The following is a 24,930-nucleotide window of genomic DNA, read 5'->3' on the forward strand; positions in this document are numbered from 1 at the left end:
TCTATTATTCCGCCGCCTGACAGATAGCAATAAAACTGTCAGCTGTTAACGATGCCCCACCTATCAGACCCCCATCGATGTCTGACTGGGCAAACAGAAGGGCGGCATTATCCGCCTTTACACTGCCGCCGTAAAGCAAGCACAGCGATTCAGCGATATCCGGATCGTTTTTTTCCAATGACGCCCGCAACGAGGCGTGCACTTCCTGGGCCTGCTCCGGGCTGGCAGTCCTGCCGGTGCCGATGGCCCACACAGGTTCATAGGCCACCACCGCCTTACCGAAAGCCGCAATACCCACGGCATCAATCACCGCCTGCAACTGTCCACAGACCACGGATTCCGTGTTTCCGGCCTCACGCTCTTCCAGGGTTTCTCCCACACAGAGGATCGGAACCAGGCCCGCGGCCTGGGCGCGAGAAAACTTGTCGGCGATCACCGCATCGGTTTCCCCGTACAGGGCACGGCGTTCGGAATGACCCACAATCACGTGACTGCAGCCCACCTCCGCAAGCATGGCTGCGGACACCTCGCCAGTAAAAGCCCCATCATCCTGATCACTCAGATTCTGCCCACCCACCTTGATGGCCGCCGGCAGCTGGCTTCTGGCCGCAGCCAGGTAAGGAAAGGGCGGACAGATCAACACCTGCGCCACACCCTCATAGCTGCCCAACGCTTCCGCCATCTCAGACAGAAGTGCCTCCCGCCCGTTCATTTTCCAGTTACCGGCAACCAGCGGTGTTCTTGATTTCATTTGTCATTTCCTTGAATAGAAAAATGCCGCAAGCCCAAGGGCGATTACGCAATCGCCTTTTCCACCACATCCGCCAACTCGCGGCACAGGGCAGCCACCTGGTCCGGGTCCTTGCCCTCGATCATCACCCGCACCAAAGGCTCGGTGCCGGAAGGCCGCAGCAGGATGCGGCCATTACCGGCCAGCGCTTTTTCGGCTTCCGCCATGGCCGTTTTGACTTCGGGCTTGTCCATAAAGCCGTCACGATTGGGGCCTCGCACGTTGATCATCGTCTGGGGCAACAAGGCCACATCCGCCACCGCCTCCGCCAGGCTCTGGTCTCGACGTGACAGCGCTGCCAGAACCTGCAAGGCTGAAACCGTGCCATCTCCGGTGGACGTGCGATCCAGACAAACCAGATGGCCGGAAGACTCGCCACCGATTAACCAACCACGCTGGTCAAGCTGCTCCATCACATAACGATCCCCCACCTTGGCACGCACGAACTCAATATCCAGCGCCTGCAGGGCCAGCTCAAGACCGAAATTGGACATCAGGGTACCGACTACGCCGGGCAGTTCCGCCCCGCTCTCCTTGCGATCGCGGGCCACTACAAACAATAGCTGATCGCCGTCCACCAGATTACCGCTGTGATCCACCATGATCAGCCGGTCCGCATCGCCATCCAGCGCCACCCCGAGGTCCGCTTTTTCCTCAAGCACACGCTGCTGCAGCTTTTCCGGATGCGTGGAGCCGCAATCGCGGTTGATATTGAAGCCGTCCGGCGTGTTGGCCAGGGCCACCACCTCAGCGCCCAATTCCTCGAACACATCCGGGGCAATGTGGTACGCCGCACCATTGGCGGTATCGACCACAATCTTCATGCCATTCAGGTTCAGCCCAGGCACCGTGCTCTTGCAGAATTCAATGTACCGACCTCGGGCATCATCAATCCGGCGCACCTTGCCAAGCTGGTCAGTGGCCACGACCGACATCTCTTCATCCAGCAGCCGCTCGATTTCCAGCTCGATATCATCACTGAGCTTGCGGCCGTCCGCGCCAAAGAACTTGATGCCGTTATCGGTGTAGGCGTTATGGGAGGCGGAAATGACAATACCTGCCTGGGCCGATAGCGTCCGGGTCAGATAGGCAATGCCCGGTGTCGGCAGAGGGCCGAGCAGACGCACATCAACACCCGCCGCAGAAATGCCCGCTTCCAGGGCCGACTCGAACATATACCCGGAAATACGGGTATCCTTGCCAATCAGAATCTTGCTGCCGCCGCGGGCAGCCAGCACTTTACCGGCCGCCCAACCCAGTTTGAGGACGAAATCCGGAGTAATGGGGAATTCCCCTACCGTGCCCCGCACACCATCTGTCCCGAAATATTTACGCGCCATGACGACTCCTTGTGCAGTTATTTTGTGCGCTCACTATCGACTGATTGCCGAACGGCGTGTGCGAAACGCACCACATCCACGGTTTCCTTCACATCGTGTGCGCGAACGATCATTGCACCGCGCTCAACACACATCACGGCCGCTGCCAGACTGGCGGGCAATCGCTCATTCACGTCCCGGCCGAGCAGTTTACCAAACAGAGACTTGCGTGAAATACCGATCAGAATTGGCAGTGCCAATTCCTGCAAAGCGGCCATTTCATGCATTAGCGTAAGGTTGTGCGCCACGGTTTTGGCAAAGCCAAAACCCGGATCGACAAGCAGTCGTTCGCGGGGAATGCCCACCTGCCCACAGGCGGCAATGCGTTGGCGCAGGAAATCGACCACCTCGGCGGTGACGTCCTGGTAACGGGGATCGTCCTGCATGTTGCCGGGCTCTCCTTGCATGTGCATCAGACACACAGGTAACCCGCTGGCAGCCGCAGCGTCCAGGGCCCCGGATCGGCGCAGGGCACGGACATCATTGATCATGCCTGCGCCTACTGCCGCGGCACCACGAATCACTGCGGCAGTGCTGGTATCCACAGACACAAGGGCATCAAGCTCCGACGTCAGCGCCTCGACGACCGGCACCACCCTGTCCAGCTCCTGCTGTTCGGACACCGGTGCCGCACCGGGACGGGTGGACTCGCCGCCCACGTCAATAATGGCCGCACCATCCGCCAGCATTCGCTCCGCCTGACGCAGGGCAGCATCCCGCTCGGTAAAGCGGCCACCATCGGAAAAGGAATCCGGGGTTACATTCAGTATCCCCATAACGACAGGCGCGGACAGGTCTAGTGTCCGCGCCCCACAGGTCAGCGTTTCAATCATGGATCAGTGAGTATTGGCAGGCCCACCGATGGCATCGTCACCCGGCTCTTTATCGCCGGTGGCGGCACCATTGCCCGGCCCCTGATCGCGCCAGTCTTTCGGCGGACGAGGCTTGTGGCCAGCCATGATGTCGTCGATCTGACCGGCATCAATGGTTTCGTATTGCATCAAGGCTTCCGCCATCAGGTCCAGCTTGTCGCGGTTGTCCTCGAGAATCTGCTTGGCTCGGCCATAGCAGCTATCAATGATGGCCCTCACCTCGCGGTCAATCTCTTCAGCGGTCTGCTCGGACATGCTCTTGCGCTGGGACATTTGCTTGCCCAGGAAGACTTCACCCTCTTCTTCCTCGTAGGCCAGCGGGCCCAGCTTCTCGCTCAGCCCCCACTTGGTCACCATGGCACGGGCAAGCTTGGTAGCACGCTCAATGTCGTTGGAGGCACCGGTTGTGACACCGTCGAAGCCCAATGTCATTTCCTCGGCCAGACGACCGCCGTAGAGCGAACAGATGGAAGATTCCAGACCCCGCTTGGACTGGGAATACTTGTCTTCTTCCGGCAGGTACATGGTCACACCCAGGGCCCGGCCACGGGGAATGATGCTGACCTTGTAGACAGGATCATGTTCCGGCACCAGACGCCCGACAATGGCATGACCCGCCTCGTGATAGGCAGTATTCAGCTTTTCTTTCTCGCTCATCACCATGGAGCGGCGTTCGGCGCCCATCAGGATCTTGTCCTTGGCTTTCTCGAACTCCTCCATGGACACCATGCGCTTGTTGGCACGGGCAGCGAACAGAGCAGCTTCATTGACCAGGTTGGCCAGGTCCGCGCCGGAGAAACCGGGAGTACCACGGGCAATCACACTGGGGTCCACATCTTCGGAGATAGGCACCTGACGCATGTGCACCTTGAGCACGTGTTCGCGGCCACGGATATCCGGCAGCGGCACCGTTACCTGACGGTCGAAACGGCCCGGGCGCAACAGCGCCGGGTCCAGCACGTCGGGACGGTTGGTGGCGGCGATCACGATAATGCCCTCATTGCCATCAAAGCCATCCATTTCCACCAGCAGCTGGTTCAACGTCTGCTCACGCTCATCGTGACCACCGCCCAGGCCGGCGCCACGGGAGCGCCCCACCGCATCAATTTCGTCGATGAAGATAATGCAGGGAGAATGCTTCTTGGCCTGCTCGAACATGTCGCGCACACGGCTGGCACCCACACCCACGAACATTTCCACGAAGTCAGAGCCGGAAATACTGAAGAACGGTACCTTGGCCTCACCGGCAATCGCCTTGGCGAGGAGGGTCTTACCGGTACCCGGAGAGCCAACCATCAGCACACCGCGGGGAATCTTGCCGCCCAGGCGCTGGAATTTGGCCGGATCGCGCAGGAACTCCACAAGCTCCTGCACCTCTTCCTTGGCCTCTTCCACGCCCGCCACATCGGCGAAGGTGGTTTTGATCTGGTCTTCGCCCAGCAGTTTCGCCTTGGATTTACCAAAGGTCATCGGGCCACTGCCACCTCGGCCCCCGCCCTGCATCTGGCGCATGAAAAAGATAAAAATAGCCAGGATGATCAGAATCGGCAGTACGGACAGGAACAGCTGCATCAGGAAACCCTGGCGCTCCGGCTCCACACCCACCACATTCACCTTGTTCTGGATCAACGTGGGCATCAGGTTGGTGTCCAGGGTCGGCGGTTTGACCGTCTTGAACTGGCTGCCATCCTTGTAGGTGCCGGTAATCGCACTTTCGCCGATCTTGGCTTCCTGCACGTCACCACTCTCTACCCGCGAGATGAAGTCCGAGTAGGGAATACTGGTTGTTGCAGGCTGGGTGCTGATGCTGGACGCCACCACGTAAAGGACGCCGGCGATAACCAGCCACAGCACAATATTCTTGGTCATGTCGTTCAAGGGAGACCTCGATCAATTCCGGGCGCTTGACGCGCACAATAACGAATTTACACCTTACACCATTTGCCGAACCCTGAGTAATGCCGGTTCGGACAGCAAAACGGCCATTTTACGGCTTATTTCAGACCACTCGCCAGCTGGTACACCTCGGTGGATCGGGCCCGGCTGGCGGCCGGCTTGCGGCTGACAACCCGGTCAAAACGCTGCAGCAGCATTTGCCGGTACTCATCAAACCCTTCGCCCTGAAATACCTTGACCAGAAACTGGCCATCCGGTTCCAGCACCCGCTCGGCCATATCCAGCGCCAACTCCGCCAGATACATGGCCCGCGGCTGATCCACGCCCTTGTTACCACTCATATTGGGGGCCATGTCGGACATTACAAGGTCTGCCTTGCGATCCCCGAGCGCCGCCAGGATTTGCTCATACACGGCATCTTCCCGAAAATCCCCTTCGATGAAGGTCACATCCGGCAAGGCGTCCATGGGAAGGATATCGCTGGCGATGACAGTGCCGTGTGAACCCATCAGCCGGCCCGCCACCTGGGACCAGCCACCCGGCGCGGCCCCCAGGTCTAGCACCGTCATACCGGGCCGGAACAGGCGGTCCTTCTCATGCATTTCCAGCAACTTGAAGCTGGCGCGGGAGCGGTAGCCCTCCGCCTGGGCCTTCGCCACCCACTGGTCGCTGAAATGCTCCTTGAGCCAGGCCTTGCTGGTTTTGGAACGGCTCGATTTCGCCATCAGAGATTACCTCACCCACCCGGTTTGCCGTTCCTGTGCGTAACGGCTGCTTTTCAATTTGCTAACCCGTAGAATACGCCCACTGTCGGGGCAACCCGGACATTCCCTTATTTCCTGTGTCGCCCCGCTGGCGACACCTTGCAGCTCTGGAGCCACACCGTGCCGCTATCGCAACAGGACATCAAACGGCTGCGCCGTATTGGCCACCACCTCAAGCCCGTGCTCATTTTCGGTGGCAAAGGCCTTACCGAAACCTTTATCGAAGAGCTGAACCTGCGCCTGGAAGACCACGAACTGATCAAGGTGAAGGTCAATGCGGAAACCCGTGACGACCGGGCCGCCATCGTCCAGGCCCTGAGCGAAAAGGGTAGCGCCGAGCTGATCCAGCGCATCGGCAACATTGCCCTGCTCTACCGGCCGGCACAGAAACCCAACCCGAAACTATCCAATATCCTGCGCTATCAGGACGCATAACTGCCGCCTGACCTCCTCGCAGGCCTTATGAAAAAGGCGACGTTAAACGTCGCCTTTTCTTTTCCCTTACAACTTGAACCTTTCAACTTGCAACTCAGATGTGCTCGACCTTGTCGACCTCATACTCGCGGGTGCCCCCGGGAGTATCGATCTGCACCACATCACCTTCTTCCCGGCCGATCAGGCCGCGGGCAATGGGAGAATTGACGCTCAACTTGCCCTGCTTGATGTTGGCTTCGTCGTCACCCACGATCTGGTAAACCTTCTCTTCGTCGGTATCCACATCAATGATGGTGACGGTCACGCCAAAGATCACCTTGCCGGTGTTTTCCAGCTCGGTGATATCGATGATCTGCGCGGCGCCCAGCTTTGACTCGATCTCGTTGATCCGCCCCTCGCAGAAACCCTGCTGCTCACGGGCCGCATGGTATTCCGCGTTTTCTTTCAGATCGCCATGCTCACGAGCCTCGGCAATGGCAGCCGTAATGCGCGGGCGATCTTCCCGCTTCAGCTTCTCCAGCTCCGCACGCAGGGCATCGGCCCCTTTGGCGGTCATTGGTATGCGTTGCATAGTTGTCCTCGTCTTTTTATGGAAACCGCCCGGAGCACTCGGCTCCGAGCGCTCCATGGGACGATTTACTGCATTTGGGCGTGCAAATCCTGCAAGCGGCGAACCGTCGGCTCGCCACTGATACCCAGCGCCTGACACACCGCATGGGCCGCCGTAATGGTGGTGGTATAGAACACCCGGTGCTGCAGGGCAGAGCGACGGATGGCGAAGGAATCACGAATCGCCTGTTTGCCCTCGGTGGTGTTCACGATCAGGGCAATCTCGTCATTCTTGATCATGTCGACGATATGCGGACGTCCTTCCAGCACCTTGTTGACCACTTTCACTTCCAGACCAGCGTCACTGATCACCTTGGCGGTGCCGCGGGTGGCCACCAGGTTGAATCCACGCTCGATCAGCATACGCGCCACATCAATGGCCGCCGGCTTGTCCACTTCCCGCACGGAAATAAAGGCGGTACCTTTTTCCGGCAGTTTTTCGCCAGCACCCAGGGACGCCTTGCCAAAGGCTTCCGCAAAGGTGGCACCCACACCCATCACTTCCCCGGTGGATTTCATTTCCGGGCCCAGGATCGGGTCTACTTTCGGGAACTTGGCAAACGGGAAGACCGCTTCCTTCACGAAGTAGTGCTGCGGTTTGACCTCTTCGGTGAAGCCCTGTTCCTTGAGGCTGGTACCGGCCATGCAACGGGCGGCCACCTTGGCCAGAGACACGCCGATGCACTTGGACACGTAGGGCACGGTCCGTGAGGCACGGGGATTCACTTCCAGAACATACGCCTCACCGCTCTTGACGGCGAACTGCACATTCATCAGGCCGATCACGCCCAGCTCCAGCGCCATATCGGCGGCCTGCTGGCGCATCACGTTCTGCACCTCTTCGTCCAGGGAGTACGGCGGCAGCGAACAGGCGGAGTCACCGGAGTGTACGCCAGCCTGCTCGATATGCTGCATGATGCCGCCGATTACCACGTCGCTGCCATCACAGACCGCATCCACGTCCACCTCGATGGCGTCATCCAGGAAGCGATCCAGCAGCACCGGCGAGTCGTTGGACACGGAAACCGCGTTCATCATGTAGTTGCGCAGCTCGGCCTCGCTGTAGACGATTTCCATGGCACGACCACCCAGCACATAGGAGGGACGCACCACCAGCGGATAACCGATTTCCTCCGCCAGACGCACCCCATCTTCCATGGAGCGGGCGGTACGGTTGGGCGGCTGCTTGAGGCCCAGCTTGTTGACCATCTGCTGGAAACGCTCACGGTCTTCTGCCTCGTCAATGGCATCCGGCGGAGTACCAATAATGGGCACACCGGCGGCCTGCAGGGCACGGGCCAGCTTCAGCGGCGTCTGGCCGCCGTACTGCACGATCACACCCTTGGGTTTTTCCTTGGCGACGATGGCCAGCACGTCTTCCAGGGTCACCGGCTCGAAATATAGGCGATCGGAAGTGTCGTAATCCGTGGACACGGTCTCCGGGTTACAGTTGACCATGATGGTCTCGTAACCGTCATCCTTCATGGCGAAGGCGGCGTGCACACAGCAGTAATCGAACTCGATCCCCTGACCGATCCGGTTGGGGCCACCACCGATGACCATGATCTTGTCACGGTCGGACGGGTTCGCCTCGCACTCTTCGTCATAGCTGGAGTACATGTAGGCGGTGTCGGTGGAAAATTCCGCCGCACAGGTATCCACTCGCTTGTAGATGGGCTGCACACCCAGCTCTTCGCGCTTGCCGCGCACGTCCGCTTCCTTCACCCCCAGCAGCTGGGCCAGACGGGCATCGGAGAACCCCTTGCGCTTGAGTGCGTAAAGACTGTCACGGCTCAGGTCGCTGAAGGTAGTGGCTGCCAGCTGCTGCTCGGCGCGCACCAGATCTTCAATCTGCACCAGATACCAGCGGTCGATCTTGGTGATATTGAACACATCATCCACGGTCATACCGACCCGGAAGGCATCACCGACGATCCAGATCCGCTCGGGGCCCGGCGTGGCCAGCAACTGGGCCACCTGCTCGCGGGCATCCGGCGCGGACGGATCCACGCTGGGATCAAAGCCCACGGACTCGGTTTCCAGACCGCGCAGGGCTTTCTGTACGGATTCCTGGAAGTTGCGGCCAATGGCCATCACTTCGCCCACGGACTTCATCTGGGTGGTCAGCACCGCGTCGGCTTCGGCGAACTTTTCAAAGTTGAAGCGCGGAATCTTGGTAACCACGTAATCGATGGACGGCTCGAAAGAGGCCGGAGTCTTGCCGCCGGTGATCTCGTTCTGCAGTTCGTCAAGGGTGTAGCCCACCGCCAGCTTGGCGGCCACCTTGGCAATCGGGAAGCCGGTGGCCTTGGACGCCAGCGCCGAAGAACGGCTCACCCGCGGGTTCATTTCGATCACTACCATGCGGCCGTTGTCCGGGTTGACCCCGAACTGTACGTTGGAACCGCCGGTTTCCACACCGATCTCGCGCAGCACCGCCAGTGAGGCGTCGCGCATGATCTGGAACTCTTTATCGGTCAGGGTCTGCGCCGGTGCCACGGTGATCGAGTCACCGGTGTGCACGCCCATGGGGTCAAAGTTTTCGATGGAGCAAACGATGATGCAGTTGTCCTTTTTATCGCGGACCACTTCCATCTCGTACTCTTTCCAGCCCAGCAGGGACTCGTCGATCAACAGCTCGTTGGTGGGCGACAGGTCCAGGCCACGCTGACAGATTTCCTCGAACTCTTCCCGGTTATAGGCAACACCGCCACCGGAGCCGCCCATGGTGAAACTGGGCCGGATGATGCAGGGAAAACCCAGATCTTCCAGGGCCGCATTGGCCTCTTCCATGTTGTGGGCGATGGCAGAGCGCGGGCATTCCAGACCGATGGCTTTCATGGCCTGGTCGAAACGGTGCCGATCTTCCGCCTTGTCGATGGCATCCTGGGTGGCGCCGATCATTTCCACACCGAACTCGGCCAGCACACCGTGCTTGTCCAGATCCAGGGCGCAATTCAGGGCAGTCTGCCCGCCCATGGTGGGCAGCAGGGCGTCCGGGCGCTCTTTTTCGATGATCTTGGCCACGGTTTGCCAGGTGATCGGCTCGATATAGGTGGCATCGGCCATGGCCGGGTCGGTCATGATGGTGGCCGGATTGGAGTTCACCAGGATGACCCGGAACCCTTCTTCACGCAGGGCCTTGCAGGCCTGGGCACCGGAGTAGTCAAACTCACAGGCCTGACCGATCACAATCGGGCCAGCGCCAATGATGAGAATGCTTTGTATGTCAGTTCTTTTCGGCATAGTTCACTAACCGTCAGACGTAAATGGCTGCATCAGGGACCCGGCGAAGCCGGGTCTGGCTCTGGCTTACTTTTGGCTGCTGGCTTCCATCAGTTCGATGAAATGATCGAACAGCGGCGCACAGTCTCGCGGACCCGGGCTGGCTTCCGGGTGCCCCTGGAAACTGAAGGCCGGCACATCGGTGCGGTGAATACCCTGCAAGGTGCCATCGAAGAGGGACACATGCGTCACCTTCAGATTGTCGGGCAGGGAGTCCATATCCACGGCAAAACCATGGTTCTGGCTGGTAATCATCACCGTGTCGTCGGCCAGGGTTTTCACCGGGTGGTTGGCACCGTGGTGGCCGGTGCCCATCTTCATGGTTTTCGCCCCGCTGGCCAGCGCCAGCAGCTGATGGCCCAGGCAGATACCGAACACCGGCTTGCCGGTGGCAACAATCTCCTTGATGGCCTCGATGGCGTAATCACAGGGCTCCGGATCCCCGGGGCCGTTGGACAGAAAGATGCCATCAGGATTCATGGCCAGCACGTCAGCGGCCGGGGTCTGCGCCGGCACCACCGTGAGCTTGCAACCGCGCTCCACCAGCATGCGCAGGATGTTGCGTTTGACGCCATAATCATAGGCCACCACATGGAAGCGGCTATCGACGCCCTCCGTGTGGCCTTTTTCCAGATCCCAGGTGGACTCGGTCCAGGTATAGGCATCACTGACGGTGACTTCCTTGGCCAGATCCATGCCCTTGAGCCCCGGGAAGGCCTTGGCCGCTTCCAGTGCCTTGGACTCATCCAGGTTATCGCCGGCAAGGATGCAGCCGTTCTGGGCACCCTTGTCCCGCAGGATACGGGTCAGGCGGCGGGTATCGATCTCCGCAATGGCCACGATATTGTTGTCGCGCAGGTAGTCCGGCAAGGACTGCTGGCTACGCCAGTTGCTGACCGTCATGGCCAGATCGCGAATCACCAGGCCGGACGCCCAGATCTGCGCGGACTCTTCGTCCTCGGGCGTCACACCGGTGTTGCCAATATGAGGATAGGTCAGGGTCACAATCTGTTTGGCGTAGGAGGGATCCGTAAGGATTTCCTGGTAGCCGGTCATAGCGGTGTTGAACACCACTTCACCCACGGTCTGACCCGTGGCACCGATAGCAACACCCCGAAAGATGCTTCCGTCTTCAAGAGCGAGAATGGCGGGAACCGTCAACGCAACCTCCAGGCTGGTAAGAATATAGGGAGATATGCGGCAGGGCACATTCGCAAAAAAGCGAGATGGATTGCTCCACCTCGCTTTTTCATGAAATTCGTCATCAGTGCCCCGCACGCCCATCACGGGCTGCGCGCTATTTTAGGGGCTCAGCCGGCAAATGTCACCCTTTGCCGGGCGCAACCGACCGCTGGCAGCCCCGGGGCTTTCTCAGGCCTTGCCCCAACCGGCGCTTTCACCCGCCAGACCAAGCACATCCTGCATGTCGAACAATCCCTTGTCGTGGCTGGCCAACCAGGCTGCGGCCCGGACCGCCCCGCGGCCAAAGGCCATGCGACTGGAGGCCTTGTGGGTGATTTCCACCCGCTCGCCGTCTGCGGCGAACATGACGGTGTGATCGCCAACAATGTCCCCGGCACGAATGGTCTCGAAACCGATGGTCTGACGATCGCGCTCACCGGTACGACCTTCACGCCCATAGACGGCGCATTCGTTCAGGTCACGTCCCAGGGTCTGGGCCACCACCTCTCCCATACGCAGCGCCGTACCGGAGGGAGCGTCGATCTTGTGGCGGTGATGGGCCTCAATCACCTCAATGTCGGCCTCTTCCGCCATCACCCGGGCGGCGGTTTCCAGCAGCTTGAAGCACAGATTTACACCAATGGAGTAGTTGGGCGCGAAGCAGATGGCGATCTCTTCACTGGCGGTCCGCAGGGCAGCCTTCTGGTTTTCATCCAGCCCGGTCGTCCCGATCACCAGCTTGGTGCCCGCCGCGCGGCAGATTTCCACATTGCGGGCAGTGGCTTCCGGCACGGTAAAGTCAATAAACACATCGGCATCCCTGACCACCTTGTTCAGGTCATCCGCCAGCCGCACGCCGCTGGCTTCCTGCCCCACCAGCTCACCGGCATCGGCGCCGATCAGACTGGAACCGGGCACATCCACCGCCGCTGCCAGCGTGGTATCCGGGTTGGCCAGAGTGGCCTCAATCAGAATCCGGCCCATGCGACCGGCCGCACCGATAATGCCTACTTTCATGCTACTTCCTTGGAAATTGCACTGCGGCAGACTCCTTCGAGCCCGGCCACAGCAAAACGACTGAAGGCCGCTAGTCTACCAGAAAGGGCGGGCGGGTCACCGCGTAGAGATTGATGTTCTCCTTGCGCATGAACTTGCGCCGCTTGCGGTCAAAACGCCGGAAACTCATACCGCTGTCACGCCAGGCCTGCACCTCCTGCAAGCGCTTGCGGGCATAGGCCCGATCCAGCCACTCCATGGAAAACCGTGCCGGCAAATCGGCGGCCTTCTGTAATTGTGCCAACGCCCGCCCCGCGGCCTCATCCTGGTAGGTATAAAGCAGGCTGTTGGCATACTCATACCGCACAATCGCCAGATCCGGCACTGCCGCCAGCGACAACTCAAAAGGCTGCGTGGCATCCTCGCTATCCGCCGCCAGTGTCAGCCTGCCCGCCGCTTTGCCCACCCGGCGCAGCACATTGGCCTCAAAGGCGGCGCTCAGCGACAGCGCCAACGGATGGGACGGCTCCACTGCCAGAATCTCGGTGGCTGCATTGATCACCATGGCCGCGTAATTACGCTGCAATGTGGCCGGCACCGACTCATCCTCCGCCAGCCGCGCCACCGCATAACCAAACCCCAGACGCAGCATGCAGTAATCCGCTGTCAGGGACTCTTCCCCTGGCAGGATCGCCACCTGCTCACCAAACCAGGCCATCTGATCAATGGCCTCCTGGAGCAGCTGCTGTTTCTCGGTGTGGCTCGGCGCCAGGTAGGTGGCATAGATAATCTGCGCCACCAGCCCCGGCACCCGGGCATACCCGCCATAGCGTTTGCCGAGCTCGCGGGCATGGCGGAAGTCGCCCCGGAAAAAGGCCTGCCAGACCTCAAGCACATTGCGGCTGTGCTGCTCCCAGTTGTCATCCTGGTAACGCAGGTCCCGATAGAGGGAAGGGAACCGCTGATAACGTGCCTTCAAGTAGTCCGGCGACGGGAACGGGATGCGCAGGCCCCGCATAAAGGTGGACCAGTGTTGACGAATTTCATCGAAGGTGTAGGTGTACGCGGAAGCCTCGAAGGGCGCCGACACCCAGGGCGCATCCAGCACCTGGTCATCCAGCGCCAGCGGCGCCTTCTGGGCAAAGGTAGCCCGTGCACGCTGGTGAGCCTGATCCACAGGCGCCGAATATAAAGAAAGGGGAAGACAACACAACATAGTCCCCAGCATCCCTGCCAGTCGCCGCGCAGCCATGATTACCTCTGTTATTGTTGTTTTTATGCACAATATCGCAGGGAAGGATAAAGCGGCAACGAAAGCGGTCAAATTTCAGACTATTGCCTGATCACCACAAAAAAAGCCCGGGCTTGGGGCACCGGGCTTTTTTATCAGGCTGGGAGAAAGGATTATTTGGCGTCGAAGAAACGCTTCACCCCTTCGAACCAGCTGCTCTTGCGCGGGTTATGGCGATTGCCCCCGCTTTCCAGGGATTCCTGGAATTTGCGCAACAGGTCTTTCTGCTCACCGGACAGTTTCACCGGTGTTTCGATTACTACCTTGCAGAGCAGATCCCCCGGGCCACCGCCGCGCACCGGAGTCACCCCCTTGCCGCGCAAACGGAACAGCTTGCCACTCTGGGTTTCCGCCGGGACTTTCAGTTTCACCTTGCCATTCAGGGTGGGCACATCGAGCTCGCCCCCCAGGGTGGCATCGACAAAACTGATAGGCACTTCGCAGAACAGGTTGGCCCCATCGCGCTGGAAGATATCGTGCTCGCGCACAGCCACCTGAACATACAGATCGCCAGCCGGAGCACCGTGCATACCCGCTTCGCCTTCCCCCGCCAGACGGATCCGGTCACCGGTGTCCACACCGGCAGGGATTTTCACCGACAGGGTCTTGGTGTTCTGCACCCGGCCCTGGCCACCACAATTAGTGCAGGGGTCCTTGATGATCTGCCCCTCACCCTTACAGGTTGGGCAGGTCTGCTGCACGGTAAAGAAACCCTGCTGCATGCGCACCTGGCCCATGCCACCACAGGTGTTACAGGTAACTGGCTGGGACCCCTCTTTCGCACCACTGCCGTGACAGACCTCGCAGCTATCCCAGGTGGGGATGCGAATTTTCTCTTCGCAGCCGCGCACAGCCTGTTCCAGGGTGAGCTCCAGGGTATAACGCAGATCCGCACCCCGAGCCGGGCCACGACGACCACCGCCGCCGCCACCGAAGATGTCGCCGAAAATATCGCCGAAGATGTCACCAAAGCCACCACCGCCGAAGCCGCCGGCTCCGCCAGCACCGGCCTGGCCATCCACACCGGCATGGCCGAACTGGTCATAGGCTGCCCGCTTCTGCTCATCGGCGAGCACCTCGTAGGCTTCCTTGGCTTCCTTGAACTTGGCCAACGCCTCCTGATCATCCGGGTTACGGTCCGGATGGTACTTCATGGCCAGACGTCGATAGGCCTTTTTCAAATCCTGCTGACTGGCATCCTTGGACGCCCCCAGCACTTCATAATAATCACGCTTGGACATAGTGGGCCTTTTTGAATCAGTCCCGTCACACAAAAACGCCGGCAGGTCGCCGGCAATAAAGAAGTTGCGCGGATCTCCCGGCTACCGCGCCTGGGCGCGGCACCGGGATGTCCGACGGCTTACTTCTTCTTGTCGTCGTCCACTTCTTCAAACTCGGCGTCGACCACGTCATCACCGGACGCTTTCTGCTGACCGGCTCCCGCATCGGCAGCACCCTCGGCCTGCTGCGCCTGTTCGGCGTACAGCTTCTCGGCCAGCGGCGCAGAGACCTCGGACAGCGCCTTGATCTTGGCTTCGATGTCATCCTTGTCGCTGCCTTTAGCGGCGGCTTCCAGCTCGTCAGCGGCCTTGGTGATGGCTTCCTTCTCTTCGTCGGTGGCCTTGTCACCGGCCTCTTCCAGGGTCTTCTTGGTGGCGTGCACCAAGTGGTCCGCCTGGTTGCGGGTCTGCACCAGCTCTTCGAACTTCTTGTCTTCGTCCGCGTGGGCTTCGGCGTCCTTCACCATTTGATCGATTTCCTCATCGGTCAGACCGGAGGAGGCCTTGATCTGGATGGACTGCTCTTTGCCGGTGGCCTTGTCTTTCGCGCCCACGTGCAGAATACCGTTGGCGTCGATGTCGAAGGTCACTTCGATCTGCGGCATGCCGCGCGGTGCCGGCGGAATGTCTTCCAGGTTGAACTGGCCCAGCGACTTGTTCTGTGCCGCCTGCTTACGCTCACCCTGCAGCACATGCACGGTCACAGCGGTCTGGTTGTCATCCGCAGTGGAGAACACCTGGGACGCATTGGTCGGGATGGTGGTGTTCTTCTCGATCAGCGGCGTCATCACACCGCCCATGGTTTCGATACCCAGGGTCAGCGGGGTCACGTCCAGCAGCAGCACGTCGGTGACATCACCGCTCAGTACCGCACCCTGAATGGCAGCGCCCATGGCAACGGCTTCATCCGGATTCACGTCCTTGCGCGGCTCTTTGCCGAAGAACTCGGTCACTTTCTTCTGCACCAGCGGCATACGGGTCTGACCACCCACCAGAATCACGTCGGTAATATCGGCAGTTTTCACGCCCGCATCAGTCAGTGCCGTCTTGCACGGTTCCAGAGAACGGCTCACCAGATCACCCACCAGGGATTCCAGCTTGGCACGGGTCACTTTCACCACCAGGTGCTTGGGACCAGTGCTGTCTGCGGTGATATACGGCAGGTTCACTTCGGTCTGCTCGGCGGAGGACAGCTCGATCTTGGCTTTCTCGGCCGCTTCCTTCAGACGCTGCATGGCCAGCGGATCACCGCCCAGGTCGATACCGGAATCTGCCTTGAACTGATCCGCCAGGAAGTTGATCAGCGCCAGGTCGAAATCCTCACCACCCAGGAAGGTGTCACCGTTGGTGGCCAGCACTTCAAACTGGTGCTCGCCGTCCACTTCGGCAATCTCGATGATGGAAATATCGAAGGTACCCCCACCCAGGTCGTAGACCGCGATGGTGCGATCGCCGCCTTTCTTGTCCAGGCCATAGGCCAGGGCAGCCGCGGTGGGCTCGTTGATAATACGCTTCACGTCCAGGCCGGCGATGCGACCGGCATCCTTGGTGGCCTGACGCTGGGAATCGTTGAAGTACGCGGGCACGGTGATGACGGCCTCGGTAACGGCCTCACCCAGATAGTCTTCCGCGGTCTTCTTCATTTTCTTCAGCACCTGCGCAGAAATCTGCGGCGGCGCCATTTTCTCGCCCTTCACTTCCACCCAGGCGTCGCCATTGTCGGCCTTGGTGATCTTGTAGGGGACCATTTTGATGTCTTTCTGAACGACGCTGTCTTCAAAGCGACGGCCGATCAGACGCTTCACCGCGTACAGGGTATTTTCCGGGTTGGTCACCGCCTGACGCTTGGCAGACTGACCGACCAGGGTTTCCTTGTCGTCGGTGTAGGCGATGATGGACGGCGTGGTACGCGCGCCTTCAGCGTTTTCAATAACCTTGGCTTTATCCCCTTCCAGTACGGCCACACAGCTGTTGGTCGTACCCAGGTCAATACCGATAATCTTACCCATGTCTCTCTTTCTCCTTCACACCAGCCGGTTCCCTGACGGCAAACCGGGCAGTTGAATTGTCAACTCGTCTGGCCTCTATATGGCGGTGCTTCATGCCGTTTCAAGGGGCCAGAGTGCCTTTTTGCTTACTCGGCAGCCTTGCTGACCACCACCCTGGCCGGACGGATCAGGCGACCATTCAGCTGATAGCCTTTTTCCAGCACCTCAATCACGGTATTGGGCTCCACATTGGGCACCGGCACCATGGTCATGGCCTCGTGCAACTCGGGATTGAAAGGCTCGTCCGACGGACTGATCTGCTCCAGGTTGTACTTGGCAAAGGCATCCAGCAGGGACTTGAGGGTCAGCTCGATACCTTCACGGGCGCCTTGCAAGGCATCATCGTTGGCATCCAGGGCAGCCAGGCCACGCTCCAGGTTGTCCGCCACGCTCAGCAGATCGCCGGCAAATTTCTCCAGGGCGAACTTGTGGGCGTGCTGCACATCCCGCTCGGCGCGCTTGCGCACATTCTGGATTTCCGCCTGGGCACGGATATCCGCCTCACCCAGGGCTTTTTTCACCTTGGCCAGCTCAGCTTCCACTTCAGCCAGCTGTTCTTCAGCCGAGGGCTGCTCAGGCGCAGGGGCCTCGGCTTCCGCATTGGCAGCCTCAGCCTGGGCCGCCTGCTGCTCTTCGGCAGTCTCTACCTGCGGCTCGGCGTTTTTCGGGTCTTTTTCCTGCTCACTCATTGTTAACTCCACATCCCAATCCGGGCTTTTCCAGGAAAGCGGGCAAAGATATGGGAACAAACGGGCGGGATTCAAGGGGGCAGGAAAGGCAGTTAACCGTTAATAGCGAATAGTTAACAGCGGCGCGGGATGACAGAGGGTGACTCTGAAGCGCTGATGGCCGCGCACAAACGCTCGGGAGAATAAGCTGGCGAACTGCTTAAATCGCAAATAATCCGTGGGAGCCAGCAGGCTGGCTCCTAAAGCTGGGTCAGCGCCGCCGAGAGGATTTTGGCGGTGATATCCACGGTGGGGATGACCTTTTCGTAATCCATCCGCGTGGGGCCGACCACGGCGAGGACGCCCACGGGCCCGTTATCTGCCTTGTAGGGAGCCGAGATCAGCGAGTAATCCTCGAACGGCTGGAAGCCGGATTCCCGGCCGATGAAAATCTGCACCCCGTCCGCCTTCATGGAGCGCTCCAGCAGATGCAGGATATCGCGCTTGTGATTAAAGGCGTCGAACAGGTCCCGCAATTGATGCAGATTGTCCGCTTCTGCGGACTTGAGCAGGTTGGATTCGCCGGAGACCACATAATCCGAACTCTCCGGCTCACTGCGCAGGGCCTTGTCGGCCACCTCCATGGCAGTACGCATCAACACATCCATCTGCGCCCGGTCCGCGTTCATGGTGTTCAGCAGGCCATCGCAGATGCTGTTCAGATCGCAGCCGCCATAGGTGTGATTGATATAGTTGGCGGCCTGGCGCAATTCTGCTTCGTCGTAGTCCCGATCGGTATGAATGATGCGGTTCTGCACCTCGGAGCGGTTGACCACCAGCACCACCAGCACCCGCTTGCCCGATAACGGCAAGAATTCCACCTGCCGAAGGGTTGTCACCTCCCGGCGCGGCACCGCCACCAACCCGGCCATGCGGGTCAGCTCCGCCAGGGTCCGTGACGCCTGGGCAATCAGCTCCTGGGGGGATTGCTCCGGGGCCAGCAGCTGGCGCAGCTCCTTTTTCAGGGACTTGTGATCCGGGCGCTCCATGACACTGGAGGCCAGCAAGGAATCCACATACAGCCGGTAGCCCAGTTCCGTAGGGACACGACCGGCAGAGGTGTGAGGGCTGGCCAGTACGCCCAGATCCTCCAGTTCCGCCATGATGTTACGGACAGTTGCCGGGCTCACCGTCAGTCCGCTACCTGCTGCCAGCGTTTTGGAACCCACCGGCTGCCCATCGCGGATATGGCGCTCCACCAGCGCCATTAGCAGTCGTTGTTTGCGTTCGTTGAGATCCAGCTTCGTCATAGCGGTATATGTAACAGAAAATCAGGACGACATTATATAGGGTTATCGTCAGGAGTTGAGCGGGACTTACACTCACGCCCGGAATCCCCTACTATTAGAAACACTGACCAAACGAACAGTTGTCACCACAAGGATGTCACCATGACCGACAGCAACAACCCCTACCAGAGCCCCGCCGCCGAAGCGCCACCTCACCCGTCGGCGGACAATGCGGTGCTAGCCAGCCGCTGGCACCGATTTTTCGGCGCCCTCATTGATGGCCTGGTCCAGCTTGCCATTATTGCCCCCATCGTGTTTTTTTCCGGCGCCTGGGCCGACATGATGGCCAATAGCGGCGTGCTCGATCTGACCACCACCCTGGTCTGGTTTATCGTCGGCGAAGTGATCTTCCTGGCCGTGCAGGGCTGGCTGCTGTTCAATCGCCAGCAGACTATCGGCAAATGGCTGCTGGGCATGAAAATCGTCGGCATGGAGCAGAACGCGGTGCCTGTCGGTAAACTGTATGGCCTGCGCTACCTGCTGTTTCACGTGCTGGCTCAGGTGCCCGGCGTCAATCTGATCATGCTGATTGACCCGCTAATGATCTTCCGCGGTGATCGCCGCTGCCTGCATGACTTACTGGCCGGCACCCAGGTGATACAGGCCCCGGCCAACCGCTAGTCGCTACACTGTCTGCCCGTTTCGGAGAGATACCATGCTGACCCATTTGAGCGTTCGTCACTTTGCCACCGTGGACCAGTTGGAGCTGGAGCCGGAAAACGGTCTCACCGTGATCAGCGGGGAAACCGGGGCGGGCAAATCGGTAATCATTGATGCCCTGGGCCTGACCCTCGGCGACCGGGCCGACTCCAGCATTGTCCGTCACGGCCATGACCGGGCGGAAGTGCTCGCCACCTTTGATCTCAGCGACAACCCGGCCGCTCGCCAATGGCTGGCCGACCGGGAGCTGGACGATGATAACCAGTGTCTGCTGCGCCGCACCGTGCGTGCCGATGGACGCTCACGGGCCTACGTGAATGGCACCCCCACCCCCCTGGCGGAAGTGCGTGAGCTCGGCGAACGGCTGATCAGCATCCACAGCCAGCACGAGCACCAGGCACTGATGAAAAAGGACGCTCACCGGCAGCTTCTCGACAACTTCGCCGAGGCCCGGGAGCTGGCCAACACCGTCCGCGATCACTGGCGCACCTGGCAAAAAGCTCGCCGCGCCCACGACGACGCCCTGAATCAGGCCCGCGAGCAGAACGAAAAGGAGGAGCTGCTGCGCTTCCAGCTGGAAGAGCTGGATAGTCTGGCCCTGCAGGAAGGCGAACTGGAGCAGCTGGAACAGGAACAACAACGGCTTGGCAATGCGGAAAGTCTGATTCGTACTTGCCAGCAGTCCCTGAACGCGCTTTATGAGGGCGAGGACGGCACCTGCAACGACCATCTGAGCCAGGTCAGCCACTGGCTGGACGAGGCCCGCAATCAGGATGAAGGCCTGGCCACCATCGCCGACACCGTGGAGTCTGCCCGCCTGCAGGTGGAGGCCGCCGCCGACGACCTGCGGCATTATCTGGAACGGCTGGACCTGGATCCGGAACGCCTGGCCCAGGTGGAAGAACGGCTGAGCCAGAGCTATACCCTGGCACGCAAGCACCGCATCCGTCCGGAAGAGCTGGTGGAACACCATCGCCAACTGCTGGCGGAATCCGACGCCCTGGGCAATGTGGACGCGCATCTGCATGCCCTGTCTGAGCAGGAGGCTGCGGCCCAGCAGCAGTACATGGACAGCGCCCGCAAGCTCAGCAAGGCCCGCCGCACCGCCGCCCAGACTCTTACCCAGCAGGTCCAGAAACAGCTCACCGCCCTGGGCATGAAAGCGGCCAAACTGGACGCCCAGCTGGGCGAATGCGCCCCTGGCGCCGATGGCCTGGAAGAGGTGGAGTTCCTGTTCTCTGCCAACCCCGGCCAACCCCTGAAACCGCTTGGCAAGGTGGCCTCCGGCGGGGAACTGTCACGGGTAAGCCTGGCCATCCAGGTGATCTGCGCCCGCAACCTGACCGTGCCGAGCCTGGTGTTCGATGAGGTGGATGTGGGCGTGGGCGGCGGCGTGGCCGAGATCGTCGGCCGCCTGCTGCGCGAGCTGGGCGGCCACGCCCAGGTACTGTGCATCACTCACCAGCCCCAGGTAGCCAGCCAGGGCCACCAGCACTGGCAGGTGCACAAGATTCAGGGTGACGACACCACCCACACCCGTATCCAGGGACTGGACGACAACGCGAGAATCGAAGAGCTGGCGCGCATGCTGGGCGGCGTGGAAATCACCGAATCCACCCGCAACCACGCCAAAGAGATGCTGAGCAAGGCCCAGGCAGCCTAGAAAGGCAGTGAACAGTTAATAGTGAATCGTTAACAGCGGCGCGCGGGCAGAGGGTCGGATAACCGGCAGCGCCCAGGCAGCGCACAAACGTCGGCGCACCACGTAGGGTGGATGACGCCTGCGGCTAATCCACCCTACCCAGGCCACCTGGGCCTGGGCGCGGGATCACTTCTTCGGCTTGACGTACAGTACCAGCGAGTGGTCCATGATTTCGTAGCCGTGTTCCTCGGCAATGGCGTGCTGGCGCTTCTCGATCACCTCATCCATGAACTCGATCACCTGACCGGTTTCCATGCACACCATGTGGTCGTGGTGGTCTTCGTCCGCCAACTCGAACACGGCGGAGCCGCCCTCGAAGTTGTGGCGCAGCACCATGCCCGCCTGCTCGAACTGGGTCAGTACCCGGTAGACGGTGGCCAGTCCCACATCCTCGCCGGCGTCCATCAGCGACTTGTAGATGTCTTCCGCGCTCAGGTGGCGCTCTTCGGACTTCTCCAGTTGCTGCAGGATTTTCACCCGCGGCAGGGTCACTTTAAGGCCCGCTTTTCTGAGATCCTGATTATCCAATGCGTATGCTCCAATATGCCAAAAGGTGGCGATGCCCCTGAATCCGTCACTTTACCGCGGCGCCGGACCCAAGTCCGGGCCGCCCCAGATCCAGGGCGATGAAAAAAAGCGGGAAACTTGTACCGCTACTGCAAGTCTGTATTATCGCCCGAACACTTAGTGAAGTCGAAAAACCATGCCACGAATTCCAGTTGCCCTCATTCTGACAACCCTGCTGACCGTCACTGGCTGCAGCAGCCTGCGCTTTCCCGGTGTCTACCGGATCGATATCCCGCAGGGTAACTTTGTCACCGAGGAAATGCTCGGCGAGTTGCAGCCTGGCATGAGCCCGGAGCAGGTGCGCTTTGTGCTGGGCGCCCCAACCCTGGTAGACCCTTTCACGCCTGACAAATGGTTTTATCTGATGACCTACCGCCCCGGCAAGGGCGACAACGTGAGTCAGCAGATTGTGTTGCACTTCGAAAACGGCAGTTATAGCCGGCACGAAGGCGAAGTCATCGACGACTTCCGCAAGAAAACCAGCTCGCAACAGGACCGGGAGTTGCAGCGCAAACTGGAAGAGCGCAAGCGGGAAGACGTCACCCCGGAGCCGGCCCCTGCCACCCAGCAACAGGCCCCGGATCCGGAAACCCAACCCCAGGAACCCAGCGACCCGGGCCAGCCTGCAGCCTGACAGCCTGGATCAACGGGCCTTTTCCGCCGCCCGCTTCTTGCGATTCAGCTTCGGATCCGCCTGCAGCGGGCGGTAAATCTCCACCCGCTCACCGGGTTTGAGCACCTGCCCAGCCGGATTGGCCACCACCTTGCCAAAAATCCCCATGGGCGCCTTGTCCAGTACCAGCCCCTCGAACTGCTCCTCAATACCGGACAGCTTGGCCGCTTCCAGCATGGTGGTACCCTCCGGCACATCCAGGCCAATCAGACGCTGCTTGTCCGGCAGGGCATAAGCCACTTCCACATGAATTCGCGCATCGTCCGCCATCAGGGAGACTCCTGCTCCACGGGCACGTCGGTGCCACCCTCTTCCGGCAAAGACGCAGCAGAGGCCTGTGCCGGCGCGTCCCCAGTGGCCGCCTCCGTCTGCTCCTGAGCCGGAGGCTCTTCGGCCCGGGCCTCTTCCTCCGGCGCAAAGGTCGCCCAGATGGAATAGACAAACAGCACCACAACCGCTGCCGGAGAGAAAATCCGTACCAGTGCCCGCCATACCAGATACAGCTTGAAGTTCTGCATGGCCAGCTCCTTGCGCGCCTGGGTCTCCTTCATCACCCAGCCGGCAAAGATGGCGATCAGCAGCCCACCCAGCGGTAGCATCACCGTGGTGGACAGGAACTCCATATTGTCGAAGAAGGTGCCCACCAGGAAGGTATGGTCTTTCCAGACATTGAAGGACAACACCGATCCCACACCCAGCAGCCAGGCTCCCAGGCCCACAACCAGCGCAGCCATTGACCGCTTCAGCCCGCGCTCCACCAGCCAGGCCACCACCGGCTCACCAAGACTGATGGACGAGCTCCAGGCGGCACACACCACCAGCACAAAGAACAGGGAACCGAACAGCAGACCGCCCGGCATCTGACCGAAGGCCAGCGGCAGGGTCACAAACATCATCCCCGGGCCCTGACTCACTTCCAGCCCGCTTGAGAACAACAGGGGGAACATGGCCACACCAGCACCCAGCGCCACAAGCGTATCCAGCAGGGCAATGATCGCCACCGTGGACATGATCGACACGGGTTTGCTGCGACCGGTCTTCTTGTCCTTCACCGCCTTGGGCATATAGGCCCCGTAGGCCATGATCGCGCCCATACCCAGACTCAGGGTAAAGAAGGCCTGTCCCACGGCCACGATGATCGCCTGCCCGGTGAGCTTGGAAAAATCAAAGGCGAACAGGAAGCTCACCCCTTCGTTGAACCCCGGGGTGGTGGCTGCGTACCCCACCAGCACCACCAGCAGCACGAACAGCAGCGGCATGAGAATCTGCACCGCCTTTTCCAGCCCGCCTTTCACCCCCCGGGCCACCACCACCATGGTCAGCACCATAAAGAGCGTGTGGTAACCCAACAACAAACCCGGGTTGGCCAGCATATCGTTGAAATGGGCTTCCGACTGGGTGGCGGTAATGCCTTCAAACACACCCCGCGCGGCTTCCCAGGCGTAATACAGCGCCCAGCTCGCCACCGCGGAATAGAATGACAGGATCAGAAACGCCGACAGCGCACCCAGGTAGCCAATGCCGGCCCAGCGCTGACTTACCTTGCTGTCCGCTGCCACCTTGCGCATGGAGTTGATCGGGCTCAGCCCGCCCTTGCGACCCAGCATTACCTCTGCCGCCATGATGGGAATCCCCACCACCGCAATACAAAGCAGGTAGAGCAACACAAAGGCACCACCGCCGTTCTCGCCGGTGATATACGGGAAACGCCAGATATTTCCCAGGCCCACGGCCGACCCGGTCGCCGCCAGAATAAACACCCAACGGCTGGCCCACATGCCATGGACCGGCTTGATCTCTTGCTTCATAACAGGATTACCCTCGATAGCGTGGCGCTATTGTCTTTTTTTTAACTGGGCGGCTCAAGTAAGGGGCTGTCACAACTCTCACCCGCTCAGACAGACAAAGCCCTGTCAGCCGCCAAACGCATGCTCTATAATCGCCCGCCTATGGGAAACGCCAAGAAAAAAGCCAAAGCGCCGTCGGCCACCATTGCGCAAAACCGCAAGGCACGCCACGAATATCATCTGGAAGAGCACTTCGAAGCCGGCCTGGTTCTGGAAGGCTGGGAGGTGAAGTCACTGCGTGCCGGTAAAGGCAACCTGACCGAAGCCTATGTGCTGTTAAAGGATGGAGAAGCCTTCCTGTTCGGCGCCCGCTTCGAGCCCCTGATCACCGCCAGCACCCACGTCAATCCGGATCCGGTACGCAGCCGCAAGCTGCTGCTGCACCGTCGCGAACTGGGGCGCATCTTTGGTGGCGTACAGAAAGAGGGCTACACCTGCGTACCGGTGAGCCTGTATTGGAAAAAAGGGTTCGCCAAGTGCGATATCGCACTGGCCAAGGGTAAGCAGAAGTTTGACAAGCGCGCCACCGAAAAGGAGCGCGACTGGAACCGTCAGAAGCAGCGTCTGATGCGGCAGGGTGGCTGACCCGGGTTATCGGGCCGCCCCCTGCACGCTTGACACTGTCTTCAGACTGTAC

The 24,930-nt window shown here is 60.3% G+C and carries 22 protein-coding genes; 5 read left to right on the forward strand and 17 right to left on the reverse strand.

Translation table 11 applies throughout. The features are described 5' to 3' along the window. Positions 1 to 4: 4 nt before the first annotated feature. The 5 genes from tpiA to rlmE form a co-directional block, all read right to left on the reverse strand. Positions 5 to 751 (reverse strand): triose-phosphate isomerase, encoded by a 747-nt coding sequence (gene tpiA, locus A0251_RS11930; protein WP_062817078.1) that lies wholly within the window; start codon positions 749 to 751, stop codon positions 5 to 7. Positions 752 to 795: 44 nt separating this feature from the next. Beyond that, complete coding sequence (gene glmM, locus A0251_RS11935; protein ID WP_062817079.1) at positions 796 to 2,130, reverse strand: phosphoglucosamine mutase; 1,335 nt, start codon at positions 2,128 to 2,130, stop codon at positions 796 to 798. A gap of 17 nt (positions 2,131 to 2,147) precedes the next feature. Next, complete coding sequence (gene folP, locus A0251_RS11940; RefSeq protein WP_082810869.1) at positions 2,148 to 2,945, reverse strand: dihydropteroate synthase; 798 nt, start codon at positions 2,943 to 2,945, stop codon at positions 2,148 to 2,150. Between the two features lie 60 nt (positions 2,946 to 3,005). Further along, positions 3,006 to 4,910, reverse strand: coding sequence for an ATP-dependent zinc metalloprotease FtsH (gene ftsH, locus A0251_RS11945; protein WP_197461919.1), 1,905 nt, complete (start codon positions 4,908 to 4,910; stop codon positions 3,006 to 3,008). A gap of 125 nt (positions 4,911 to 5,035) precedes the next feature. Then, positions 5,036 to 5,662, reverse strand: coding sequence for a 23S rRNA (uridine(2552)-2'-O)-methyltransferase RlmE (rlmE, locus tag A0251_RS11950; RefSeq protein WP_062817082.1), 627 nt, complete (start codon positions 5,660 to 5,662; stop codon positions 5,036 to 5,038). 159 nt (positions 5,663 to 5,821) lie between these two features. Between rlmE and A0251_RS11955 the strand changes: the two genes are divergently transcribed. After that, complete coding sequence (locus A0251_RS11955) at positions 5,822 to 6,136, forward strand: YhbY family RNA-binding protein (protein ID WP_062817190.1); 315 nt, start codon at positions 5,822 to 5,824, stop codon at positions 6,134 to 6,136. Positions 6,137 to 6,230: 94 nt separating this feature from the next. Here the strand turns inward: A0251_RS11955 and greA are convergent, their stop codons facing one another. The 9 genes from greA to hrcA form a co-directional block, all read right to left on the reverse strand. Continuing rightward, positions 6,231 to 6,707, reverse strand: coding sequence for a transcription elongation factor GreA (gene greA / locus A0251_RS11960; RefSeq protein WP_082810870.1), 477 nt, complete (start codon positions 6,705 to 6,707; stop codon positions 6,231 to 6,233). Positions 6,708 to 6,772: 65 nt separating this feature from the next. Beyond that, positions 6,773 to 9,991 (reverse strand): carbamoyl-phosphate synthase large subunit, encoded by a 3,219-nt coding sequence (carB, locus tag A0251_RS11965; RefSeq protein WP_062817084.1) that lies wholly within the window; start codon positions 9,989 to 9,991, stop codon positions 6,773 to 6,775. A 66-nt stretch (positions 9,992 to 10,057) separates the two neighbouring features. After that, positions 10,058 to 11,191, reverse strand: coding sequence for a glutamine-hydrolyzing carbamoyl-phosphate synthase small subunit (gene carA, locus A0251_RS11970; RefSeq protein ID WP_062817085.1), 1,134 nt, complete (start codon positions 11,189 to 11,191; stop codon positions 10,058 to 10,060). 210 nt (positions 11,192 to 11,401) lie between these two features. Beyond that, positions 11,402 to 12,229 carry a 4-hydroxy-tetrahydrodipicolinate reductase gene (gene dapB / locus A0251_RS11975; RefSeq protein ID WP_062817086.1) on the reverse strand — a complete coding sequence of 276 codons (828 nt, stop codon included), beginning with the start codon at positions 12,227 to 12,229 and terminating at the stop codon, positions 11,402 to 11,404. 70 nt (positions 12,230 to 12,299) lie between these two features. Next, the gene (locus A0251_RS11980; RefSeq protein WP_231874227.1) at positions 12,300 to 13,460 is read right to left on the reverse strand and encodes a hypothetical protein; all 1,161 of its coding nucleotides are present in this window, start codon (positions 13,458 to 13,460) and stop codon (positions 12,300 to 12,302) included. Positions 13,461 to 13,612: 152 nt separating this feature from the next. Further along, positions 13,613 to 14,740 carry a molecular chaperone DnaJ gene (gene dnaJ / locus A0251_RS11985; protein ID WP_062817088.1) on the reverse strand — a complete coding sequence of 376 codons (1,128 nt, stop codon included), beginning with the start codon at positions 14,738 to 14,740 and terminating at the stop codon, positions 13,613 to 13,615. A gap of 119 nt (positions 14,741 to 14,859) precedes the next feature. Further along, positions 14,860 to 16,788, reverse strand: a complete 1,929-nt coding sequence (dnaK, locus tag A0251_RS11990) for a molecular chaperone DnaK (RefSeq protein WP_062817089.1) — start codon at positions 16,786 to 16,788, stop codon at positions 14,860 to 14,862. 125 nt (positions 16,789 to 16,913) lie between these two features. Next, entirely contained in the window at positions 16,914 to 17,516 is a 603-nt protein-coding gene (gene grpE, locus A0251_RS11995; RefSeq protein WP_062817090.1) for a nucleotide exchange factor GrpE, read from the reverse strand. Positions 17,517 to 17,755: 239 nt separating this feature from the next. Next, on the reverse strand, positions 17,756 to 18,805 hold the full coding sequence (gene hrcA, locus A0251_RS12000; RefSeq protein ID WP_062817091.1) for a heat-inducible transcriptional repressor HrcA: 1,050 nt from the start codon (positions 18,803 to 18,805) through the stop codon (positions 17,756 to 17,758). Positions 18,806 to 18,946: 141 nt separating this feature from the next. Between hrcA and A0251_RS12005 the strand changes: the two genes are divergently transcribed. Further along, a complete protein-coding gene (locus A0251_RS12005) occupies positions 18,947 to 19,465 on the forward strand; it encodes an RDD family protein (RefSeq protein WP_062817092.1) in 519 nt (172 codons plus the stop codon). 34 nt (positions 19,466 to 19,499) lie between these two features. Further along, positions 19,500 to 21,167 (forward strand): DNA repair protein RecN, encoded by a 1,668-nt coding sequence (gene recN / locus A0251_RS12010; RefSeq protein WP_062817093.1) that lies wholly within the window; start codon positions 19,500 to 19,502, stop codon positions 21,165 to 21,167. Positions 21,168 to 21,332: 165 nt separating this feature from the next. Here the strand turns inward: recN and fur are convergent, their stop codons facing one another. Beyond that, positions 21,333 to 21,734, reverse strand: a complete 402-nt coding sequence (fur, locus tag A0251_RS12015) for a ferric iron uptake transcriptional regulator (protein ID WP_062817094.1) — start codon at positions 21,732 to 21,734, stop codon at positions 21,333 to 21,335. A gap of 175 nt (positions 21,735 to 21,909) precedes the next feature. On the opposite strand from fur, the gene bamE reads away from it, so the two are divergent. Then, positions 21,910 to 22,407 (forward strand): outer membrane protein assembly factor BamE, encoded by a 498-nt coding sequence (bamE, locus tag A0251_RS12020; RefSeq protein WP_082810871.1) that lies wholly within the window; start codon positions 21,910 to 21,912, stop codon positions 22,405 to 22,407. A 9-nt stretch (positions 22,408 to 22,416) separates the two neighbouring features. On the opposite strand, the gene A0251_RS12025 is transcribed toward bamE, so the two are convergent. Further along, positions 22,417 to 22,716 (reverse strand): RnfH family protein, encoded by a 300-nt coding sequence (locus A0251_RS12025; protein WP_062817095.1) that lies wholly within the window; start codon positions 22,714 to 22,716, stop codon positions 22,417 to 22,419. Continuing rightward, a complete protein-coding gene (locus tag A0251_RS12030) occupies positions 22,716 to 24,254 on the reverse strand; it encodes a sodium-dependent transporter (RefSeq protein WP_082810872.1) in 1,539 nt (512 codons plus the stop codon). Before A0251_RS12030 ends, A0251_RS12025 begins: the two co-directional genes overlap by 1 nt. 141 nt (positions 24,255 to 24,395) lie before the next feature. On the opposite strand from A0251_RS12030, the gene smpB reads away from it, so the two are divergent. Beyond that, positions 24,396 to 24,878, forward strand: coding sequence for an SsrA-binding protein SmpB (smpB, locus tag A0251_RS12035; RefSeq protein WP_062817096.1), 483 nt, complete (start codon positions 24,396 to 24,398; stop codon positions 24,876 to 24,878). Positions 24,879 to 24,930 lie beyond the last annotated feature (52 nt).

This window comes from Alcanivorax sp. NBRC 102024, from assembly GCF_001602235.1.
Taxonomy (GTDB): Bacteria; Pseudomonadota; Gammaproteobacteria; order Pseudomonadales; family Alcanivoracaceae; genus Alcanivorax.

Excerpts from the sequence above, each read along its gene's own strand:
- tpiA (WP_062817078.1), bottom strand. The coding sequence starts at position 751 with ATGAAATCAAGAACACCGCTGGTTGCCGGTAACTGGAAAATGAACGGG.
- glmM (WP_062817079.1), bottom strand. The coding sequence starts at position 2,130 with ATGGCGCGTAAATATTTCGGGACAGATGGTGTGCGGGGCACGGTAGGG.
- folP (WP_082810869.1), bottom strand. The coding sequence starts at position 2,945 with ATGGGGATACTGAATGTAACCCCGGATTCCTTTTCCGATGGTGGCCGC.
- ftsH (WP_197461919.1), bottom strand. The coding sequence starts at position 4,910 with ATGACCAAGAATATTGTGCTGTGGCTGGTTATCGCCGGCGTCCTTTAC.
- rlmE (WP_062817082.1), bottom strand. The coding sequence starts at position 5,662 with ATGGCGAAATCGAGCCGTTCCAAAACCAGCAAGGCCTGGCTCAAGGAG.
- greA (WP_082810870.1), bottom strand. The coding sequence starts at position 6,707 with ATGCAACGCATACCAATGACCGCCAAAGGGGCCGATGCCCTGCGTGCG.
- carB (WP_062817084.1), bottom strand. The coding sequence starts at position 9,991 with ATGCCGAAAAGAACTGACATACAAAGCATTCTCATCATTGGCGCTGGC.
- dapB (WP_062817086.1), bottom strand. The coding sequence starts at position 12,229 with ATGAAAGTAGGCATTATCGGTGCGGCCGGTCGCATGGGCCGGATTCTG.
- A0251_RS11980 (WP_231874227.1), bottom strand. The coding sequence starts at position 13,460 with ATGGCTGCGCGGCGACTGGCAGGGATGCTGGGGACTATGTTGTGTTGT.
- dnaJ (WP_062817088.1), bottom strand. The coding sequence starts at position 14,740 with ATGTCCAAGCGTGATTATTATGAAGTGCTGGGGGCGTCCAAGGATGCC.
- dnaK (WP_062817089.1), bottom strand. The coding sequence starts at position 16,788 with ATGGGTAAGATTATCGGTATTGACCTGGGTACGACCAACAGCTGTGTG.
- grpE (WP_062817090.1), bottom strand. The coding sequence starts at position 17,516 with ATGAGTGAGCAGGAAAAAGACCCGAAAAACGCCGAGCCGCAGGTAGAG.
- hrcA (WP_062817091.1), bottom strand. The coding sequence starts at position 18,805 with ATGACGAAGCTGGATCTCAACGAACGCAAACAACGACTGCTAATGGCG.
- A0251_RS12005 (WP_062817092.1), top strand. The coding sequence starts at position 18,947 with ATGACCGACAGCAACAACCCCTACCAGAGCCCCGCCGCCGAAGCGCCA.
- recN (WP_062817093.1), top strand. The coding sequence starts at position 19,500 with ATGCTGACCCATTTGAGCGTTCGTCACTTTGCCACCGTGGACCAGTTG.
- bamE (WP_082810871.1), top strand. The coding sequence starts at position 21,910 with ATGCCACGAATTCCAGTTGCCCTCATTCTGACAACCCTGCTGACCGTC.
- A0251_RS12025 (WP_062817095.1), bottom strand. The coding sequence starts at position 22,716 with ATGGCGGACGATGCGCGAATTCATGTGGAAGTGGCTTATGCCCTGCCG.
- A0251_RS12030 (WP_082810872.1), bottom strand. The coding sequence starts at position 24,254 with ATGAAGCAAGAGATCAAGCCGGTCCATGGCATGTGGGCCAGCCGTTGG.
- smpB (WP_062817096.1), top strand. The coding sequence starts at position 24,396 with ATGGGAAACGCCAAGAAAAAAGCCAAAGCGCCGTCGGCCACCATTGCG.